20 protein-coding genes are annotated in these 16,755 nt (G+C 63.8%); 19 read left to right on the top strand and 1 reads right to left on the bottom strand.

The genetic code is table 11. From position 1 onward, the window contains the following. Positions 1-74: 74 nt before the first annotated feature. The 6 genes from fliD to B7G53_RS03765 are packed head-to-tail and all read left to right on the top strand — an operon-like array spanning position 75 to position 5,248. Positions 75-2,093, top strand: coding sequence for a flagellar filament capping protein FliD (gene fliD, locus B7G53_RS03790; RefSeq protein WP_096663653.1), 2,019 nt, complete (start codon positions 75-77; stop codon positions 2,091-2,093). 12 nt (positions 2,094-2,105) lie between these two features. Then, positions 2,106-2,597 carry a flagellar export chaperone FliS gene (gene fliS, locus B7G53_RS03785; protein ID WP_096663650.1) on the top strand — a complete coding sequence of 164 codons (492 nt, stop codon included), beginning with the start codon at positions 2,106-2,108 and terminating at the stop codon, positions 2,595-2,597. A gap of 13 nt (positions 2,598-2,610) precedes the next feature. Continuing rightward, positions 2,611-2,946 (top strand): flagellar protein FliT, encoded by a 336-nt coding sequence (locus tag B7G53_RS03780; protein ID WP_096663647.1) that lies wholly within the window; start codon positions 2,611-2,613, stop codon positions 2,944-2,946. A 10-nt stretch (positions 2,947-2,956) separates the two neighbouring features. Then, positions 2,957-4,231: a flagellar hook-length control protein FliK gene (gene fliK, locus B7G53_RS03775; RefSeq protein ID WP_096663645.1), complete on the top strand. Its 1,275-nt coding sequence runs from the start codon at positions 2,957-2,959 to the stop codon at positions 4,229-4,231. Further along, the gene (locus B7G53_RS03770; RefSeq protein ID WP_096663643.1) at positions 4,218-4,487 is read left to right on the top strand and encodes an EscU/YscU/HrcU family type III secretion system export apparatus switch protein; all 270 of its coding nucleotides are present in this window, start codon (positions 4,218-4,220) and stop codon (positions 4,485-4,487) included. Before fliK ends, B7G53_RS03770 begins: the two co-directional genes overlap by 14 nt. Next, the gene (locus tag B7G53_RS03765; RefSeq protein ID WP_096663641.1) at positions 4,484-5,248 is read left to right on the top strand and encodes a flagellar brake protein; all 765 of its coding nucleotides are present in this window, start codon (positions 4,484-4,486) and stop codon (positions 5,246-5,248) included. The genes B7G53_RS03770 and B7G53_RS03765 overlap by 4 nt, the downstream gene beginning before the upstream one ends. A 6-nt stretch (positions 5,249-5,254) precedes the next feature. On the opposite strand, the gene fliE is transcribed toward B7G53_RS03765, so the two are convergent. After that, a complete protein-coding gene (fliE, locus tag B7G53_RS03760; RefSeq protein WP_441338960.1) occupies positions 5,255-5,605 on the bottom strand; it encodes a flagellar hook-basal body complex protein FliE in 351 nt (116 codons plus the stop codon). 191 nt (positions 5,606-5,796) lie between these two features. On the opposite strand from fliE, the gene fliF reads away from it, so the two are divergent. The 13 genes from fliF to fliR all read left to right on the top strand — a co-directional run bounded on the left by fliF (position 5,797) and on the right by fliR (position 16,737). Further along, positions 5,797-7,455, top strand: a complete 1,659-nt coding sequence (fliF, locus tag B7G53_RS03755; RefSeq protein WP_096663637.1) for a flagellar basal-body MS-ring/collar protein FliF — start codon at positions 5,797-5,799, stop codon at positions 7,453-7,455. After that, positions 7,448-8,440, top strand: coding sequence for a flagellar motor switch protein FliG (gene fliG, locus B7G53_RS03750; protein WP_096663635.1), 993 nt, complete (start codon positions 7,448-7,450; stop codon positions 8,438-8,440). Before fliF ends, fliG begins: the two co-directional genes overlap by 8 nt. Further along, positions 8,433-9,149 (top strand): flagellar assembly protein FliH, encoded by a 717-nt coding sequence (gene fliH, locus B7G53_RS03745; protein WP_096663633.1) that lies wholly within the window; start codon positions 8,433-8,435, stop codon positions 9,147-9,149. Before fliG ends, fliH begins: the two co-directional genes overlap by 8 nt. After that, on the top strand, positions 9,146-10,549 hold the full coding sequence (gene fliI / locus B7G53_RS03740) for a flagellar protein export ATPase FliI (RefSeq protein WP_096663631.1): 1,404 nt from the start codon (positions 9,146-9,148) through the stop codon (positions 10,547-10,549). The genes fliH and fliI overlap by 4 nt, the downstream gene beginning before the upstream one ends. A gap of 35 nt (positions 10,550-10,584) precedes the next feature. Further along, positions 10,585-11,025: a flagellar export protein FliJ gene (gene fliJ / locus B7G53_RS03735; RefSeq protein ID WP_096663905.1), complete on the top strand. Its 441-nt coding sequence runs from the start codon at positions 10,585-10,587 to the stop codon at positions 11,023-11,025. 312 nt (positions 11,026-11,337) lie between these two features. Then, a complete protein-coding gene (locus B7G53_RS03730; RefSeq protein WP_255249899.1) occupies positions 11,338-12,375 on the top strand; it encodes a flagellar hook-length control protein FliK in 1,038 nt (345 codons plus the stop codon). A gap of 153 nt (positions 12,376-12,528) precedes the next feature. After that, positions 12,529-13,032: a flagellar basal body-associated protein FliL gene (gene fliL, locus B7G53_RS03725; protein ID WP_096663629.1), complete on the top strand. Its 504-nt coding sequence runs from the start codon at positions 12,529-12,531 to the stop codon at positions 13,030-13,032. Positions 13,033-13,036: 4 nt separating this feature from the next. Beyond that, complete coding sequence (fliM, locus tag B7G53_RS03720) at positions 13,037-14,071, top strand: flagellar motor switch protein FliM (protein WP_096663627.1); 1,035 nt, start codon at positions 13,037-13,039, stop codon at positions 14,069-14,071. Continuing rightward, the gene (fliN, locus tag B7G53_RS03715) at positions 14,064-14,477 is read left to right on the top strand and encodes a flagellar motor switch protein FliN (protein ID WP_176491272.1); all 414 of its coding nucleotides are present in this window, start codon (positions 14,064-14,066) and stop codon (positions 14,475-14,477) included. The genes fliM and fliN overlap by 8 nt, the downstream gene beginning before the upstream one ends. Further along, positions 14,474-14,890 (top strand): flagellar biosynthetic protein FliO, encoded by a 417-nt coding sequence (gene fliO, locus B7G53_RS03710; RefSeq protein ID WP_096663623.1) that lies wholly within the window; start codon positions 14,474-14,476, stop codon positions 14,888-14,890. The genes fliN and fliO overlap by 4 nt, the downstream gene beginning before the upstream one ends. 28 nt (positions 14,891-14,918) lie before the next feature. Continuing rightward, a complete protein-coding gene (gene fliP, locus B7G53_RS03705; RefSeq protein WP_441338959.1) occupies positions 14,919-15,650 on the top strand; it encodes a flagellar type III secretion system pore protein FliP in 732 nt (243 codons plus the stop codon). Between the two features lie 10 nt (positions 15,651-15,660). Then, positions 15,661-15,930, top strand: a complete 270-nt coding sequence (fliQ, locus tag B7G53_RS03700; protein WP_096663619.1) for a flagellar biosynthesis protein FliQ — start codon at positions 15,661-15,663, stop codon at positions 15,928-15,930. 12 nt (positions 15,931-15,942) lie between these two features. Further along, positions 15,943-16,737 carry a flagellar biosynthetic protein FliR gene (fliR, locus tag B7G53_RS03695; protein WP_096663617.1) on the top strand — a complete coding sequence of 265 codons (795 nt, stop codon included), beginning with the start codon at positions 15,943-15,945 and terminating at the stop codon, positions 16,735-16,737. The last annotated feature ends 18 nt before the right edge of the window (positions 16,738-16,755 follow it).

The following is a 16,755-nucleotide window of genomic DNA, read 5'->3' as shown; positions in this document are numbered from 1 at the left end:
CCTTCTCGAGTCGGGTTCGACCTGGTGCGGCGGGCGGTACATTAGAAACAGGTCGTTTTTCGCAGGAGACGCAAGTGGCAATTTCATCCCCGGGCATCGGCTCCAACCTGGACGTCAACAGCATCGTCAGCCAGCTGATGGCCATTGAGCGGCAGCCGCTCACGGCACTGGCCAGGAAAGAAGCCAGCTTCCAGGCCAAGCTGTCCGGTTTCGGCACGCTCAAGGGCGCGCTGTCGCAGTTTCAGACCGCGGTGCGCAGCCTGTCCGACATCAGCAAGTTCCAGGGCATGCGCGTCACCCCGGCGGATACCGCCATTGCGACCGCCAGCGCCACGGCCACCGCCGTCGCCGGAACCTACGCGCTGGAAGTGACACAACTCGCCCAAGCGCAAAAACTGGCTACCGCCGGCCAGGCCAGCAGCACCAGCGCGATTGGCGCGGGCGCCGCCACCACCCTGAGCTTCGACTTCGGCACCATTGCCGGCGGCACTTTCGACAGCGTGACCGGCAAATACACCGGAGCGGCTTTCACCAGCAACGGCAGCGGCGTGAAGACCGTCACCATCGACGCGAGCAACAATTCGCTGTCGGGCATCCGCGATGCGATCAACAAGGCCGACATCGGGGTCAGCGCCAGCATCGTCAACGACGGCGGCAGCTCCCCCTACCGGCTGGTGTTGTCGGCGAAAGCCACCGGCCAGACCCAGAGTCTGAAGCTATCGGTGGCGGGCGACGCGACCCTCTCCAGCCTGCTCAGCCACAACCCGGCCGACAACACCGGCCAGGCCCTCGCCGAAAAGCTCAGTGCCCGCAATGCCGAGTTCAAGGTCGACGGCATCGCGGTTTCCAAGGCAACCAACACCATCAGCGATGTGATCCAGGGCGTCACCCTGAATCTGGCGAAGACCAACAGCGGCAGCCCGACCAACATCACCGTGGCGCGCGACACCGCAGCGGTGACGGCCGGGGTGGAGGCCTTCGTCAAGGCCTACAACGACATCAGCAAAATATTCAAGGAAGCGGTCGCCTACGACCCGGACACCAGGCGGGCCGCCATCCTGAACGGCGAGTCCTCGGTGCGCGCGATCGAGGCCCAAGTGCGCAGTGTCCTGTCGGCACCGGTTGCTGGCGGCGCCGGCGCTTTCACGCTGCTGTCCCAGGTGGGGGTCAGCCTGCAAAAAGACGGCCTGCTGGCGCTGGACAACAGCAAACTGCAAGGCGCGATCGACAAGAATTTCAGCGACATTGCCGCCCTGTTCGCCGCCGCCGGCAAGGCCAGCGACAGCCTGGCCAGCTACACCAGCGCGTCAGTCAAGACCGTGCCTGGCGCCTACAAGCTGGAGGTCACCCAATTGGCCAGCAGCGGCAAGTCGGTCGGCTCGGCAGCGGCCGGCCTGACGATCACCGCCGGCAGCAACGACACCCTGCAGGTGCTGCTCGACGGCGTCAGCGCGACGGTGACGCTGGCGCCGGGCACCTATGCCAGCGCGGCCGCGCTGGCCGCCGAAGTACAGTCGAAAATCAACGGCGCCGAGGGCTTCGTTGCTGCCGGCTCGTCGGTGACGGTGACTGAAGCGGCCGGCGTGCTGACCCTCACCTCCACTCGTTATGGCTCGGCATCGAAAGCCAGCATCAGCGGCGGCAACGGCATGAGCAGCCTGATGGGCGCGGCGGCCGTGGTCACGGACGGCCTGGATGTCGCGGGCACGATCAACGGCGTGGCGGCGACCGGCACCGGACAAACACTCACCGGCGCCACCGGCAATGCGGCGGAGGGACTGCAGGTGAAGGTCAGCGGCGGCGCTACCGGCAGCCGTGGCACGGTGAACTACTCGCAAGGTTATGCCTATCAGTTCGACAAACTGATGGATACCCAGCTCGGCACCGCTGGCATGATTGCATCGCGTACCGGCGGCATCGATACCTCGCTGAAAAGCCTTGCTGCAAGCAGGGACCGCATGACCGACCGGCTGGCCGCCACCGAGAAACGCTATCGCGCGCAGTTCACCAAGCTGGATGTGACCATCAGCAGCATGCTGTCGACCGGCAACTTCCTGACGCAGCAGCTCGCCAACCTGTCCAAGAACCAATAAGGAAACCACAGCATGTTCGGATCAGCCAAAAATGGCGCAAACGCCTACGCCAGGGTCGGTATCGAGACCGGTGTCACGGCGGCCAGCCCGCATCAGCTCATCGTCATGCTGTTCGAGGGCGCGCTGGTGGCCGTGTCTTCTGCCCTGCAGCACATGCAGGCCGGCGACATCGCGCAGCGCGGGCAGGCGATCTCCAAGGCCATCGCCATCATCGACGACGGCCTGCGCGCCAGCCTGGACAAGGCGGCCGGGGGCGACATTGCCGAGAGCCTGGATGCGCTTTACGACTACATGAGCCGCCAACTGCTGCTGGCCAACCTGAAAAACCAGCCGGAGATGCTGCAAGAGGTCTACCGCCTGCTGTCGGAACTGAAAGCGGCCTGGGATGGGATTGCCGCGCCGGCAAGCAGCCAGGCACAGGTCAGCCGCAAGCCCGCCCCGGCAACAGCGGCCTACGATGCGCTCGCGCCGCGCTCGTTCCACTCCGCTCGTCCCACTGTTTAAGCACCCGGCCATCATGAGCAGCGAAGAAATCATTTCTCTCTACCAGGCCATTTCCGACATCACGGACCAGATGCTGGTCGCCGCCAGGGCGGGTGATTGGGAGGTTTTTTGCACACTGGAAACGCACAGCGCAGGCCATGCGCAAACCCTCAAGAGTCATGGCGCTGCGGTCGCTCTGCCCGACGTGGTACACGAACAAAAAATACGGCTCATTCACCAGATTCTGGCGCATGACCGCGAGATCCGCGACATCACCGAACCCTGGATGGCCCAGCTGGCGCGGCTGATCAACAGCGCCGGCGCCGAACACAAGCTGTCCAGAGCCTACGGCGCAGCGCCGGGCAACTGACGAGGCCGAGATGGTCATCGACCGGATCACGAGTGGCAGCCGGCCTGTAGCCTACGTCGAGCCGCTGGGGCCGGCGCCATCGATTGCCGATCCCCGCCAGGAAGCATTTGACCGCCTGCGCCAGATGGCGATCGGCAAGCAGTTCCAGGCCGAAATATTGGCGCGCCTGAACGATGGCAGTTTTATGGTGCGGATGGCCAACTCCCCGAACGACAAAAGTCCGGATGCCGGCCCCGGCGGTGCTACTGCGCGCATGCGCCTGCCGGCCGGCGCACAGGTGGGTGCTTTTCTTGATCTGACCCTGATCGCAAAGCAGCCGCGCCTGACTTTCCTGCTGGCGCCGGAAAAGAGTGCCGCACCCGCACGGTCATCCGACGCGTCAACCACGTCGCTCAGCAGCACCGGGCGACTGATCGGTAAGCTGCTGCGCACGGCGCAACAGGACAGCGCGCCGGCCGCGCTGGTCGGCAAGGCGCCGCTGCTGGCCTCGCCCGCAGTCGACACAAAGCAGATCGCAACGGCTTTGCAAAATACGCTGGTGCGCAGCGGACTGTTTTACGAATCACACCTCGGCCAGTGGGCCGCGGGCGCCCGCCCACTGGCGGAGCTGCTGCATGAGCCGCAAAACCAGACCGCCAAACCCTTGCTGACCGAGGCCGGCAGGGCCACGGCCGCCGGCAGCGGTGAATTGTCGCCGGCCTTGCAGCCAAGCTCAACGCCGACCTCACAGTTATTACCCCTACCCTCAGAGCCGAGCTCCGCGCCGGGTACGCCGGGATCGAACAGCGCGGTGGTCGCGCCCAGCCCCGACCCTGCCGTGCGGGACGTGCCGCTAGCGGACGCTCCGAAGCAGCTGGTTGCAGCGAGCGCCACGCCGGACCAGCAGGAGCCGGACGCAGCGGCGCAGCTGGCAACGCCCGGGCCCGAATCGGCGCGCCTGATCAACCTGCAACTCGATGCGCTGGAACAGCGCCGGGTGTTGTGGCAAGGCGAACTCTGGCCCGGTCAGCCCCTGTCCTGGGAAGTCAGCGAACAGGCGCCGGAAAATGACGCCGACGAGCCCACGCCATCCTGGCAGAGTACCGTGCATTTTGCGCTGCCGACACTGGGCGCGGTAGCGGCCACGATCCGCCTGGCGAACGGACATGTGCAGGTGCAGGTACGGACCGCGACCGATGCGGCGGCCCACTCGCTGCGGCTTCATGGCGCCGAGCTGGCCGCCTCGCTGGAAGCGGCCGGGCTGCCGCTGGACGCGCTGCTGGTGAAACAGAATGCGCCAGACTAAACCGCCGCAGAACGCCGTCGCGATTGTCTATCAGTCCGGCGACTCCGCACCCAAGGTGGTGGCCAAGGGACGCGGCATGGTTGCCGAAGAGATCATTGCCAGGGCCAGGGAGCACGGCGTCTTCGTGCATGAGTCCAAGGAGCTGGTGGCGCTGCTGATGCAGGTCGAACTGGACCAGCACATTCCGCCCGCCCTGTACCGTGCCGTGGCGGAATTGCTCGCCTGGCTCTATCGTATCGAGGCGGCGCAACAATGATTCCCGATAGCGACCCGGGAACCGACGAGCTGGCGCCCTGTCGGATTGACTCGCACCAGGACATCATTGTCTTGCTGCACAGCCTGGCGGTGCGCTGTCAGCTGCTCCACATGAACTTCGAGGGCAGTGCAAAAAGCCTGGTGACCGCCATTCTGGCAGTGCATGCATCCGAGGGCAGCCTGATCGTCAGCGGCTCGTCCGCTTCGTCTGGAGCCCAGCCAATTGCCGAGCGTGGCGAAATTACGTTTGAAACCGTGCCGGACCGTGTCCGCATCAGGTTTTCCGTCAGCCGTGCAGAGGTTTGTCAATACCAGAACCGCCCTGCCCTGCGCATGGCAATTCCGGCCAGCCTGACCCGCTTGCAGCGGCGCGAAAGTTGTCGTGTGCCGACACCGGTTGCGACTTCCGCCCGTTGCACCATCCGGATTGCGCATGCCAGCGGCGGGAACGCCGATTCAGTCAGCCTGGATTTGCAGAATGTGAGCGGCGGCGGCATTGCGATCCTCGATGAGGCAATGACGCTGGACGACACCATCGGGCGCATCTACCAAGACTGCCAGATCGATCTTCCGGGCGCCAGCCGGATCGTGACCGCCGTGCAAATCAGGAATTCGCGAAACCTCAAGTTGGCCAACGGCAAAACGGTTCGCCGCCTGGGCTGCCTGTTGCTCGATTTGCCTGGGCCGATGCTGGCCGCGGTGCAGCGTTATATCCTGAAACTGGAGAGGGAACAAAACGCCAGGCTGAGCGGACTGGAATAATCCCCGTCACACCTGCATATTCATCATGTCCTGGTAGGCGGAAACCAGCTTGTTGCGCACTTGCACCGTGGCCTGAAATGAAATACTGGCCTTTTGCATTGAAATCATCACATCCGACAGGTTCACGCTGTCGTCGCCGAGCACGAAGCGCTGGCCGAGTTGCTGGGCTTTCTGCTGCGTGTTGTTGACCTGCTCCAGCGAGGCCTTCAGCGCATCGGCGAAATCGACCTTGCCGGCGGTTTTTTCCGTCTGCAGCGGATTGACAGCGCCCTGGGAGCGCGCCGCAGCGGCCTTCAACTGCGTCACCATCGCCTCAATCCTGCTGGTATCGATCCCGGTCATGCTGCAATACTCCATCCAATTCGTGATGGACCACGATAGCACGCAGACCCGGCTGCAGCCCTGCGATAAAGGGCCGGAATAACGCTCTGATCGGGCAATTGAAGTTTGGCTGCGCACGGATAATCGCAGAAAAGCCCCCCCTGAATCGACGAGAAGCAATTGAACCCAACCCTCACCATTCACGGCCGCATCGGCGCGGACACCTCATGGCGGTAGAGGGCGAGATCGCCGTGGCGCCGGGCTTCATGAGCCTGGTCCGGACGCCGGGCGCGCGGAAAATAGCCCTGATGCTGGGCGTGGCCGCCGTCATCGCGGTCATGGCAGGGGTGCTGATGTGGAGCCAGAAACCGGACTACCGTGTGCTGTTCTCGAATTTCTCGGACCGCGACGGTGGTGCGATTGTTGCCTCCCTGCAGCAGATGAACATACCTTACAAGTTCGCCGAAGGCGGCGCGGCCATTCTGGTGCCGGCCGCCCAGGTGTACGATGCGCGCCTGAAGCTGGCGTCGCAAGGGCTGCCCAAAGGCGGCAGCGTCGGCTTCGAGTTGATGGAAAACCAGAAACTCGGCGTTTCCCAGTTTCTCGAACAGGTGAATTTCCAGCGCGCGCTGGAAGGCGAACTGGCACGCTCGATCCAGTCGATCGCGGCGGTGCAGACGGCGCGCGTGCACCTGGCCCTGCCCAAGGCATCGGTGTTCGTGCGCGACCAGCAGAAACCGACCGCCTCGGTGCTGCTGAACCTGCATGCCGGGCGCACGCTGGACCAGCCGCAAGTCAACGCCATCGTGCACCTGGTCGCCAGCAGCATCCCCGATCTGCCGGCCCGCAACGTCACGGTGGTCGACCAGAGCGGCAGCCTGATCTCGTCGCCGGACAAGCCGGCCGGCGCCAACGTGCTCGATCCTTCGCAGCTGAAATACGTGCAGGAGCTGCAGCAGAATATCGCCAGGCGCGTCGAGTCCATCATCACACCGATTGCCGGCCCCGGTAACGTGCGGGCCGAGGCCACGGCCGAGGTCGATTTTTCGCACAGCGAACAGGCTGCGGAAACATACAAACCGAACCAGACGGCCGACGTGGCGGCGATCCGCAGCCAGCAATCCAGCGAATCGCAAAATGGCGCCCGCACGCCAGCCGCCGGCGTGCCGGGCGCCCTGTCCAACCAGCCGCCGGCGACGGCGACGGCGCCGCTGACCGCCGCCGCGCCGCTGGCCGCAAACGCGCTGGCGGCTCCGGTTCCGACGCAAAAGGACCTGACCGTCAACTATGAAGTCGACAAAACCATCCGCTATGTGCAGCAGCCGATGGGCGGCGTCAAGCGCCTCTCGGTGGCGGTGGTCGTCAACTACAAGCGGGAAACCGATAAGGCCGGCAAGGTGACGATGAGGCCGCTGACCGACTCGGAAAAAACGCAGATCACCGACCTGGTCAAGCAAGCCATGGGCTACAACCAGGAGCGCGGCGATTCGCTCAGTGTCGCCAACAGCCCGTTCGCCCGGATCGAGCCGGAGGCGGTCGCCGACGTGCCGCTGTGGGAACGCCCCGGTGCACTGGACCTGGCCATCACGATTGGCAAGTACCTGGTCGCCGCGCTGGTGCTGCTCTACCTTTTCTTTGCGCAGCTGAAGCCGATGCTGAAAACACTGTCGAATGGCATGGCCGCGCCGGTCGCGTTGCCCGACCACAGTGGCACCGTGGCGCATCAGCAAGCGGAAGCCGAAGCGGTACCGGCCAGCGCGCCGGAAGCGGCCCCCAGCCCGCCGCGGACCTACCAGGACAACCTGGACGCGGCCCGACGACTGGCCAAACAGGATCCAAAAGTAGTGGCCAACGTCATCAAGGAATGGGTGGGCGGAATTGAGTGAGATCGGCATAAAGAAAGCAGCCATCCTGATGCTCGCGCTGGGCGAGGATGAAGCGGCGGAAGTCATGAAATACCTCGACCCGCGCGAGGTGCAAAAGCTGGGCGTCTCCATGTCCTCGATGAAATCGGTGATGAGCGACGAACTGGAGGAGGTGCTCGAGGATTTCTATTCCGAGACGGCGCAAAATACCTCGTTCGGCCTGAACTCGGACGACTACATCCGCAATGTCCTCATCAAGGCGCTCGGCGACGACAAGGCCGCCTCGCTGCTGAACCGGATTCTCGGTACGCGCGATACCGGCGGCATCGAAAGCCTGAAGTGGATGGATGCGAAGTCGGTGTCGGAACTGATCGTCAACGAACACCCGCAAATCATCGCGACCATTCTGGTGCACCTCGAGCCCTACCATGCGTGCGAGGTGATGGGCCATTTCAGCGAAAACCTGCGCAACGACGCGGTGCTGCGTATCGCGACGCTGGACGGGGTCCAGCCGGCGGCGCTGGACGAACTCAACGAGGCCCTGACCCGGCTGCTGACCGGCAACAAGGGATTCAAAAAACCGATGGGCGGCATCCAGGCCACTGCGGAAATCCTCAACTTCCTGAGTGGCGATAACGAAACGTCGGTGATGAACACCCTTAAAAATTATGACGCCGACATGGCGCAGAAAATCATGGACGAGATGTTCATCTTCGACAGCATTGTGAACATCGATGACCGCAACATCCAGCTCCTCCTGCGCGAGGTGGAATCCGATTCGCTGATCACCGCTCTCAAAGGAGCGGGACAGGATTTGCGCGACAAGATATTCAAGAACATGTCGGAACGCGCCGCCGAAATGATGCGTGAAGATCTCGAAGCCAAAGGACCGGTGCTGTTGTCCGAAGTCGAAGCGCAGCAAAAAATCATCATGCAGGTCGTTCGCACCATGGCCGACGAAGGCAAGATCACGCTAGGCGCAAGGGGCAGCGATGCCTATGTCTAGCGCCCTGCCGAAAAAACCGCAATCGGCCTACCAGCGCTGGGAAATGGCATCCTTCGATGATGATCGGCCGGGTGACTTCAAGGCTGATGACGATGCCCCGCCGGTCCCTGCGGAATCGCTTGTCACGGTCGCGCAACAACTGGCGAGCGCCCGCGAACAGGCACGGCTGGAAGGCCACGCCGCCGGGCTGGAGGAGGGCCGTACTGCCGGGCTGGCGCAAGGCCGTGCCGCCGGACTGGCGGCGGGCCACGCCGCCGGGCTGGAAAAGGGGCGCGCCCAGGCCGCGCAGGAAAAAATCCAGTTGCAGCAGATCGCCGCAAGTTTCGGTTCCGCCGTCGCGCAAGCCGAGCAGCAAATGGCCGAAGAACTACTGGATCTGGCACTCGATCTGGCCAAGGCGATGCTGAAATCGGCGCTCGCCGTGCGCCCGGAACTCGTCATGCCGATTGTCGGCGAGGCCGTGCGTTATCTGCCGAGCCTGCAGCAGCCGGCCTTGCTGTTCCTGCATCCGGACGACGCCAGCCTGGTCAAGGACCAGATGGGCAACGAACTCAGCAGCGCCGGCTGGCGCCTGGTGGAAGACGCGCACCTTGAGCGCGGCGGCTGCCGGGTCGAAACCGCCAGCAACCAGATCGACGGGTCGACCGCGACACGCTGGCAACGCCTGGCCGGCGCGTTGGGCAAGAACGCGGACTGGCTGGCGCCATGACACCCCTGCCCGGCGCCAGCCCGCGCTGGGAAACCTACTTGCGCGATTGCGGCGCACTGCTCAAGCTCGCGGAGCCGATGCAAGTGTCGGGGCGCGTCACCCGCGTCGCCGGGCTGGTCATGGAGGCGGTGGGCCTGAAGCTGGCGGTTGGCAGCGCCTGCAGCATCCCCCTGGCCCATGGGGCCAGCCTGGAAGCGGAAGTCGTCGGTTTCGAGAATGACCGGCTGCTGCTGATGCCGCACAGCGATGCAGAAGGCGTCGTCCCCGGCGCCCAGGTCTTTCCGGCGGATGCCGCAAAAATGCTGCCGCCGCCCGGCACCGTCACGCATGCACGGCGCCGTTTGAGCGACCGCGGCCGGCATCTGCCGGTCGGCCAGGAATTGCTGGGACGGGTACTGGACGGCGCCGGCAGGCCACTCGATAATCTGGGCCCGCTGAATGCGGTTCACACCGGGCCACTTCATGTCCGTGCCGGCAACCCGCTGTCACGGGCGCCGATCACCGATATTCTCGATGTCGGCGTGCGCGCCATCAACAGCATGCTGACGGTCGGACGCGGCCAACGCATGGGATTGTTTGCCGGCTCCGGCGTCGGCAAGAGCGTCCTGCTCGGCATGATGGCGCGCTACACCAGCGCCGACGTGATCGTGGTCGGGCTGATCGGGGAGCGCGGCCGTGAAGTGAAGGAATTCATCGAACAGATCCTCGGGCCGGACGGTCTGGCGCGCTCGGTGGTCGTGGCGGCGCCGGCCGATACGCCGGCGCTGATGCGCCTGCAAGGCGCCGCTTATGCGACGACGATTGCCGAGCACTTCCGCGACCAGGGGCAGCATGTGCTGTTGATCATGGATTCACTGACGCGTTACGCCATGGCGCAGCGCGAGATCGCGCTGGCCGTCGGTGAGCCGCCCGCCACCAAGGGCTACCCGCCATCGGTATTCGCAAAACTGCCGGCCCTGGTGGAGCGCGCCGGTAACGGCCAAACCGGCGGCGGCTCGATCACTGCGTTTTATACCGTGCTGACCGAGGGCGACGACCCGCAGGATCCGATCGCGGACGCCGCGCGCGCGATCCTGGACGGCCACATCGTCCTCGATCGCAGGCTGGCCGAGAGCGGGCACTACCCCGCGATCGACATTGAACAATCGATCAGCCGGGCCATGCACAACATCACCACGGCGGAGCACCAGAAGCGCACGCGCCACTTGAAGCAGCTGAGCTCGCGCTACCAGCGCAGCCGCGATCTGATCAGCGTCGGCGCCTACAGCGCCGGCAGCGACCCGGTGCTCGATGAGGCGATCGCCCTGCACTCCCGGATCGAGACTTTCCTGCAGCAGGACATCCATGAACAGGCGGACGTTGCCGAGAGCTTGGGGCAACTTACCGCGCTGTTCGAGTGATGGGCCAGGCCTCGCCAAAAATACAATGGCTGAAGATGGCCATCCCTTCCGCAATCGACACCCTGAGAGAACTGGCGTCGAAAGAAACCAACGAAGCCGCAATCCGGCTGGGCCGGGCCATCGTCGCTGCGGACGAGGCTGCGCAAAAGCGCGTGTTGCTGCTGCAATACCGCGACGAATACGGCGGCCGCCTGCAGGAAAAGCTGGCGGCCGGGCTGACAGCGATGGAATGCCGCAATTTCCAGCTGTTCCTGGTCAAGCTCGATGATGCGATTGCCGGCCAACAGCAAGTCTTGCGCGATGCGAAAAGGCGTATCGATGAGGAACGAAGCAGTTGGCAAGCCAGCGAGCGCAAGCGAATGTCCTACACCACGCTGGCCGCCCGGGCGCTCAAGGAACGGCAGCGCAAGGAAAGCCGGCACGAGCAGAAACAAACCGACGAACACGCCGCCAGGCGGCTACTTTATGAACGGTAAACCATGATAACCTCCGCGATACTGAATCCGGCCAGCATTCCGGCAGCTCCCGTGCCCACGGCCAAACAGAACGCAGGCAGCGCCTCCACCCCATCCTTCGGCGTGGTGCTGTCACGCGAGCTTGCCGGGCGCGGCAGCCCCGACGCCGACAGCCAGGCGAGCCCACAAGAAAGCCGCCCTGCCGCAGTGCCCGGTCAACCGCCAGCCGATCCCGCGGCGGCCACATCCGCCGTCGGCCAGTCCGGGCCAGCAAGCGATAGGGATAGCGACGAGATCGACGACAGCGATGCGGCGGCAACAGCAACGGCCCAATTGCTGCTGCTGGTCACCCATCTGGCCGGGGTGGACGCCATTGCGGCGGAATCCGCGACGGCGATCGCTGCAACTGCTGCAGCTGCAGCTGAAAAAAAAACGGCAACAGCTGCGACCACGTTGCCCCTGAATTCCGGGCAAGCGCAGAGCGCGGGTGACGTCATGGACAGCCTGACCGACCCGGCTGCTGCGGCGGCACTAGCGGAGCAGAAACCAGCGGACAGCCTGCCGGCAAACGCAAACGCAACAGCAACAGCCGCGGCCAGCGCAGCAGCCTCTGAGGTGAAGCAGCCGCCTGGACTGACCGAAGCGCGCGGGCCATCCGTCCAGGAAAGTCGGCCCGAACTGGTGAGCAGCGCAGCAACCGGCCCCGAGCGGCGCGCCGCCGCGCCGCCTGTTCAGCCCGCCCTTTCCAGCACCGCGCCGGCCCTCGCCGGGCCTGCCCCTCGTCCACCGGCGATGCAAGCCGAACCCATGACTACCGCGCCGCCGGTTTCCGCCTTGGGCGGCGTCACCGGTGCGCCGGAAATGCAAGCCGACCTGTCGGTGGCCGGGCCGCCAGCGCTGCAGCCGGCGGCCTTCAATAACGTCCTGGCGGCCACCGCACCGGCGGCCGATAAACTCACGCCGCAGGTCGGCACCAGCGGATGGGACCAGGCCGTCGGACAGAAGCTGGTCTGGATGGCCGCAGGCGCGCAGTCGAGTGCGTCGCTGACGCTCAATCCGCCCGATCTCGGCCCGCTGCAGGTGGCCCTGACCATCGTCAACAATCAAGCCAACGTCAGCTTCACGGCGGCACAGCCGGAAGTGCGCCAGGCGCTTGAAGCGGCACTGCCGAAACTGCGTGAAATGCTGGGTGACGCCGGTATCCAGATGGGTCAGGCCAGCGTCAATGCAGGCGCACCGCAGCAACACGGCGGGCACGGCGAATCACGCCAGACGTCACGTGGCGTCGATGAGGCCGCTGGCGCACCGCTGTCCGTCGCTGACAGTCAAGCGGCAGGCGGCAGGCAAGGACTGATCGATACCTTTGCCTGACAGGTCGCCGACATACGGCTTCAAACCCCCGAGTTCTTCGTCAAAGATGCGCGGATCTGCACTGTATTGGCCCCTCTTTTCCGCCTATGCCGCGGGCCGCTTTTATGAATAATAGGCTGTAGTCTCAACTAACGCCGCACCACAGGAAACACCATGGCGACATCCGCCCCGAGGGCCGCTAGCAAATCCGTCCCGCCAGCGCAAACAGTCAATGCTGAAGCGCCGGTCGCTAAAAAATCGAGGAAAATGGTCTTCTGGATCATGATCGCCGTGCTGCTGCTTGCAGGCACTGGGGCAGGCGCGTGGTTTCTGATGAATCAGAGCGCCAAACCGACGCCGCTCGCGCCCCCTGTCTTTGTGGTGCTGGAGCCGTTTACCGTCAATCTGCAGGACGGCACCGGTGAGTACCTGCATCTTTCCATCACCTTGCAAGTCGCCGACAGCGCCCAGGCGGAGCAGCTCAAGCTGTATCTGCCACAACTGCGCAGCCGTCTGTTATTTCTGCTTTCCAGCCAAAAATCGTCAGATATCTCGACCGCGGAAGGCAAGAAAAAACTGGCGGCAGACATCGCCGCGCAGGTCAGACTGCCGTTCACGGCCCAGGGCACCCCGCACAAAGTGTCCGACGTGTTTTTCACGTCCTTCGTCATTCAGTAGCGTCATGGCCGACAATTTCCTCTCGCAAGAAGAAGTCGATGCGCTGCTTCAGGGCGTCAACAATATCGGCACACCGGATCAGGTGCGGCAGGCGCTGCAGGCGCTGCAGGCGCTGCCGGCGTCGACAGCCGACGCCGGCGTACGGCCCTACAACCTGGCGAACCAGGAGCGCATCGTGCGCGGCAGGATGCCGATGCTGGAGATTATCAATGAGCGGTTTGGCCGCCTGCTGCAGGCTGCCCTGCTTAATTTTTTGCACTGCAGCGTCGAAGTGTCGATGGGACCGGTGCGGGTTTACAAGTACAGTGAGTTCATCAATGACCTGGTGGTCCCGGCCAACCTCAATCTGATCCAGATGAAACCCCTGCGCGGCACCGCGCTGGTGGTGTTCGACACCAACCTGGTCTTCCTGTTCGTCGACAATCTTTTCGGCGGCGACGGCCGTTTTCACACCCGGGTCGAGGGCCGCGATTTCACGCAGGCGGAACAACGCATCATCCGCCGTATTCTTGGCATTGTCCTGGAAACCTATGGCAAGTCATGGCAATCGGTCTATCCGATCCAGTTCGAGTACATACGTTCCGAAATGAACACCATGTTCGCCAATATCACGCCGACCAATGAAGTGGTGGTGGCGACGACGTTCACGATTCAGCTCGGCCCGGTCAGCGGACAGATGCATTTTTGCACGCCGTATTCGATGATCGAACCGATCCGCAACCTGCTCGCCAGCAATCTCAAAGATGAAACGGTGGATATGGACAAACGCTGGATCCGCCTGATGACGCAGCAGATACAGACGGCCGAAGTGGAAATCGTTGCCGATCTGGGCACCGCAAATTCAACCCTGGGCGCTATCCTGGACCTCAAGGCAGGCGACGTGATCCCCCTCGCGATTGCCGACAGCGTACAAGCCACCGTCGATGGCGTGCCGGTGATGGCTTGCAGTTACGGCAAGCTCAATGGCCAGTACGCCTTGCGCGTCAAAAAATTGATCCATAGTACAGATGACGACACGCAAGGAGATAAGCATGGCTGAGCACACCGACACAAAGGCGGCGGCAGATGATTGGGCGACACTGGCCGCGCAATCGCAGGCCGAGACGCCGACGGCAGTGCAGGCGCCAGCGGCGAGCGCCAACGTGTTCCCGGAATTTTCCGGGGCCGGCACAAAAAGCACGCAAAATGACATCGATTTCATTCTCGATATCCCGGTGCAACTGACAGTCGAACTGGGGCGCACCAAGATCGCGATCAAGAATCTGCTGCAACTGGCGCACGGTTCGGTGGTCGAACTGGACCGCCTCGCCGGCGAGCCGCTGGATGTGCTGGTCAACGGCTGCCTGATCGCGCAAGGTGAAGTCGTGGTGGTCAACGACAAATTCGGGCTGCGCCTGACGGACATCGTGACGCCGGCCGACCGCATCCGGAAACTCAACAAATGAGACGCAGCAGTTCCGGTACCGCCGCGCTGCTGTGCTGCAGCGGCGCTGTTCATGCCGCCGAACAGCCCGGCCCGGCTGCCGCCGGCAGCCTGTTGCAGGTGGTCCTGGGATTGATCGTCGTGCTCGGCCTGATGGCCGCCGCCGCCTGGGCGCTGAAGCGCTTTGGCGTCGCCAAACCGGCGGGCGGCACCACGGTGAAGATCGTTGGCGGCGTGTCCGTCGGCAACCGTGAGCGCATCCTGGTGGTCGAAGTCGCCGGGCAATGGATTGTCGTCGGCGTGGCGGCCGGACGGGTCAGTGCGCTGGCCACCATGCCGCGGCAGGAAAATGCCGCAGCGCCACCCGCCGCAGCGCCGCCGAATCATTTCGCGGCCCGCTTCAAACGGGCCCTCGAGCAGCGCCATGGCAACTGAAACGCGCTTGATGAAAGCGGCAGCGCGGATGCTGTGGCGCTGCCTGCCGGTGGCCCTGTCCGCCCTACCGCTCGCGGCCGTCGCGCAGGGGCTGCCCGCATTGACAAGCACCCCCACGGCAGGCGGCGGCCAGGCCTACTCGCTGAGTCTGCAGACCCTGCTGCTGCTGACCTCGCTCTCGTTTTTGCCGGCCGCGATGCTGATGATGACCAGCTTTACCCGCATCATCATCGTGCTGTCGCTGCTGCGGCAGGCACTCGGCACGCAATCGACGCCGCCCAACCAGGTGCTGGTCGGGCTGGCCCTGTTCCTGACGCTGTTCGTCATGGGCCCGGTATTGGACCGGATCTATGTCGATGCGTATCAGCCGCTGTCTGAAAACAAGATCTCGATGACACGCGCGCTTGAAAAAGGCGCGGTCCCGCTCAAGGAATTCATGCTCAGGCAGACCCGCCAGGCCGACCTGGCGCTGTATGTCAAACTCTCCAACAGCGCGCAGTTGCAAGGCCCGGAAGACGTGCCTCTGCGCGTGCTGATCCCGGCCTTCATTACCAGCGAGTTGAAGACCGCGTTTCAAATCAGCTTCTCGATCTTCATACCATTTCTGATCATCGACATGGTGGTGGCCAGCGTCCTCATGTCGATGGGCATGATGATGATGTCGCCCGCCATCGTCTCGCTGCCCTTCAAGCTGATGCTGTTCGTCCTGGTCGACGGCTGGCAGCTGCTGATCGGCTCGCTGGCCCAAAGTTTTTATTGAGGATTGATCCATGACACCCGAAAGCGTCATGGCCCTTGGCCGCCAAGCGATGGAAGTCACGCTGATGGTGGCGGCGCCGATGCTGCTGGTCGCACTGGGAATCGGCCTGCTGGTCAGCATCTTCCAGGCGGCCACGCAAATCAATGAAATGACGCTCTCCTTCATTCCAAAGCTGGTCGGAATTTTCTTGGCCTTGATCGTCGCCGGCCCGTGGATGCTGTCCGTCATGCTCGATTACATGCGGCAGGTGTTGACCGGCATTCCCTTGATGGTCGGATGAGTCTGATTCCGGATGATTACGGTTACCAGCGCCGAACTACAGACCTGGATCGCGGCCTTCCTGTGGCCGCTGGCCCGCATCCTGGGGCTGATCAGTGCCGCGCCGGTGTTCGGCAATCGCAGTGTGCCGGCCAGGATCAAACTTGCGCTCGGCGTGATGCTCGCCCTGATCATCGCGCCGACTGTTCCGGCGCTGCCGGCGCTGGAACCGATGTCTGCCAGCGGGCTGCTGATTCTGGCCCAGCAGTTCATTATCGGCCTGGCCATGGGTTTTGCCATGCGCATTGTTTTTTCTGCCGTGGAAATGGCGGGCGAAGTCACCGGTCTGACCATGGGCCTCGGTTTCGCGACATTTTACGATCCGATGTCGCGCGGCCAGTCGTCGGCCATTAGCCAGTTCCTGTCGCTGCTGACGATCCTGGTTTTTCTGGCGGCGAATATCCACCTGGCCCTGCTCGCCACGCTGGCGGAAAGCTTCACCACGTTGCCGATATCCGCCTCGCCAGCCGGCGCGCTGCGCTTTCAGCAGGTGGCGAACTGGGGCGGACAGATTTTCAGCGCCGGGGTCCAGCTCTCGCTGCCGATGGTCGCAGCCCTGCTGATCACCAACGTTGCCCTGGGCATCCTGACCCGCGCGGCGCCCCAGCTCAACCTGTTTGGCATCGGCTTCCCGGTCACCATCGGCGTCGGATTCATCATGATTGCACTGGCGCTGCCCTATCTGGCGACCCCGCTGGAACGTCTGCTTCAGGACGGGATCGGCATGGTCCGCCAGATCAGCATGCCAACGCCCTTGATGACAAGGTAATACAGACCCTCAAGTTCC

It is taken from the genome of Polaromonas sp. AET17H-212 (assembly GCF_002379085.1).
GTDB lineage: Bacteria > Pseudomonadota > Gammaproteobacteria > Burkholderiales > Burkholderiaceae_C > Polaromonas.
This window is presented reverse-complemented; position numbering and strand designations above follow the sequence as displayed.

Bases quoted from the DNA above. Each gene is read 5' to 3' on its own strand.
- fliS (WP_096663650.1), top strand. From the start codon at position 2,106: ATGTTCGGATCAGCCAAAAATGGCGCAAACGCCTACGCCAGGGTCGGT.
- B7G53_RS03780 (WP_096663647.1), top strand. From the start codon at position 2,611: ATGAGCAGCGAAGAAATCATTTCTCTCTACCAGGCCATTTCCGACATC.
- fliK (WP_096663645.1), top strand. From the start codon at position 2,957: ATGGTCATCGACCGGATCACGAGTGGCAGCCGGCCTGTAGCCTACGTC.
- B7G53_RS03770 (WP_096663643.1), top strand. From the start codon at position 4,218: ATGCGCCAGACTAAACCGCCGCAGAACGCCGTCGCGATTGTCTATCAG.
- B7G53_RS03765 (WP_096663641.1), top strand. From the start codon at position 4,484: ATGATTCCCGATAGCGACCCGGGAACCGACGAGCTGGCGCCCTGTCGG.
- fliE (WP_441338960.1), bottom strand. From the start codon at position 5,605: ATGGAGTATTGCAGCATGACCGGGATCGATACCAGCAGGATTGAGGCG.
- fliF (WP_096663637.1), top strand. From the start codon at position 5,797: ATGGCGGTAGAGGGCGAGATCGCCGTGGCGCCGGGCTTCATGAGCCTG.
- fliH (WP_096663633.1), top strand. From the start codon at position 8,433: ATGTCTAGCGCCCTGCCGAAAAAACCGCAATCGGCCTACCAGCGCTGG.
- fliI (WP_096663631.1), top strand. From the start codon at position 9,146: ATGACACCCCTGCCCGGCGCCAGCCCGCGCTGGGAAACCTACTTGCGC.
- fliJ (WP_096663905.1), top strand. From the start codon at position 10,585: ATGGCCATCCCTTCCGCAATCGACACCCTGAGAGAACTGGCGTCGAAA.
- fliL (WP_096663629.1), top strand. From the start codon at position 12,529: ATGGCGACATCCGCCCCGAGGGCCGCTAGCAAATCCGTCCCGCCAGCG.
- fliM (WP_096663627.1), top strand. From the start codon at position 13,037: ATGGCCGACAATTTCCTCTCGCAAGAAGAAGTCGATGCGCTGCTTCAG.
- fliN (WP_176491272.1), top strand. From the start codon at position 14,064: ATGGCTGAGCACACCGACACAAAGGCGGCGGCAGATGATTGGGCGACA.
- fliO (WP_096663623.1), top strand. From the start codon at position 14,474: ATGAGACGCAGCAGTTCCGGTACCGCCGCGCTGCTGTGCTGCAGCGGC.
- fliP (WP_441338959.1), top strand. From the start codon at position 14,919: ATGCTGTGGCGCTGCCTGCCGGTGGCCCTGTCCGCCCTACCGCTCGCG.
- fliQ (WP_096663619.1), top strand. From the start codon at position 15,661: ATGACACCCGAAAGCGTCATGGCCCTTGGCCGCCAAGCGATGGAAGTC.
- fliR (WP_096663617.1), top strand. From the start codon at position 15,943: ATGATTACGGTTACCAGCGCCGAACTACAGACCTGGATCGCGGCCTTC.